We start from the raw sequence: 1,905 nt of genomic DNA, 5'->3' as shown, positions 1-1,905 counted from the left end.
GCGACCAGTCGATATACGGCTCCAGCGCCGCCGCACACTCCGCGACCCGCTCCGCGAACACCGGCGAGGACTCCAGCAACTCCCGCCCCATACCGACCCACTGCGAACCCTGGCCCGGAAACACCCACACCACCTTGCCCGGCCCGCCCGAGACGCTCACCCTGCCGGTGACCAGACCGGCCGGGTTCTCGCCGCGTGCCAGCGCCCGGAGTCCGGCGACCGCCTCCTCGTTCGAGCCGGCCACGACCACCGCGCGCTCGCTCAGCAGCGCCCGCTTCGAGACCAGCGCCCCGGCGACACCCGCCGGCGACGGCTCGTCCGCCTCCTCGACGAAGGCCGCCAGCCGCTCGCCCTGGGCCGCCAGCGCACCCACGCTGCGCGCCGACACCACGAGCGGCACCGTACCGGCGGGCGCGGCCTCGTCGGAGACGGGCTCGGCCGGCTCCCGCGGGGCCTCCTCCAGGATCAGGTGCGCGTTCGTGCCGCTGATGCCGAACGAGGAGACACCCGCCCGGCGCGGGCGGCCGTCACGCGGCCACTCCCGCGCCTCGGTCAGCAGTTCCACCGCGCCCTCGGACCAGTCCACCCGGGACGTGGGCGCGTCCACGTGCAGGGTGGGCGGCAGCACGCCGTGCCGCAGGGCCTGCACCATCTTGATCACACCGGCCACGCCCGCGGCGGCCTGCGTGTGCCCGATGTTCGACTTCAGCGACCCCAGCCACAGCGGCTTCCCGGGGTCACGGTCCTGCCCGTACGTGGCGAGCAGCGCCTGCGCCTCGATCGGATCGCCCAGCGCCGTACCCGTCCCGTGGCCCTCCACGGCGTCCACGTCCGCCGTCGAGAGCCCGGCGCCGGCGAGGGCCTTGCGGATCACGCGCTGCTGCGAGGGACCGTTCGGAGCGGTGAGCCCGTTGGACGCGCCGTCCTGGTTGACCGCGCTGCCGCGCAGGACCGCGAGCACCCGGTGGCCGCGCTCCCGGGCCACCGACAGCCGCTCCAGGACGACCAGGCCCACGCCCTCGGCCCAGCCCGTGCCGTCGGCGCCGTCCGCGAACGCCTTGCAGCGGCCGTCGGCGGCCAGGCCCCGCTGGCGCGAGAACTCCACGAAGCTGACGGGGGTCGCCATCACGGTCACGCCGCCGGCGAGCGCCATCGAGCACTCGCCCTGGCGCAGCGCCTGCGCCGCCAGGTGCATCGCCACCAGCGACGACGAGCAGGCCGTGTCCACGGTGACGGCCGGGCCCTCGAAGCCGAAGACGTACGACACCCGGCCCGACGCCACACTCGACGCGGTGCCCGTGCTCGCGAAGCCCTCCAGCTCCGGCGCGGCGACCCCGGCTCCGTACCCCTGGTGGGACACCCCGGAGAACACGCCGACGTCGGTGCCCTTCAGCGACGTCGGATCGACGCCGGCGCTCTCCAGGGCCTCCCAGGAGGTCTCCAGGAGCAGACGCTGCTGCGGGTCCATGGCGAGGGCCTCACGCGGCGAGATCCCGAAGAACCCGGCGTCGAAGGACCCCGCTCCCTGTACGAAGCCGCCCCGGCTGGCGTACGACGTGCCCACGCTGTCCGGGTCGGCGTCGAACAGGCCCGCCATGTCCCAGCCACGGTCGTCGGGGAAGTCGGACATGCCCTCGCGCCCCTCGTGCACCAGGCGCCACAGGGACTCGGGGCCCGTCACACCGCCGGGCAGGCGGCACGCCATGCCCACGATCGCGATCGGCTCGTCCGGGTCCGCGACGGCGGCCGTGGTCGCGAGGCCGGAGGCACCGGCCGTCGCCGTGTCACCGAACTCCTCGCGCAGGTACCCGGCGAGGGCCTGCGGGGTCGGGTAGTCGAAGACCAGCGTGGGGGGCAGCTTCAGGCCGGTCGCCTCGCGGAGCCGGTTGCGCAGTTCCACCGAGG

General features: G+C 75.1%; 1 protein-coding gene. It reads right to left on the bottom strand.

Translation table 11 applies throughout. The features are described 5' to 3' along the window. A partial coding sequence (locus tag ABZ340_RS36550; RefSeq protein WP_358786209.1) for a beta-ketoacyl synthase N-terminal-like domain-containing protein occupies positions 1 to 1,905 on the bottom strand: 1,905 nt, incomplete at both ends.

The organism is Streptomyces sp. NPDC006134 (assembly GCF_040628835.1).
GTDB lineage: Bacteria > Actinomycetota > Actinomycetes > Streptomycetales > Streptomycetaceae > Streptomyces.
The sequence above is the reverse complement of the archived record's forward strand: the minus strand, read 5'-3'. Positions and strand labels throughout refer to the sequence as shown.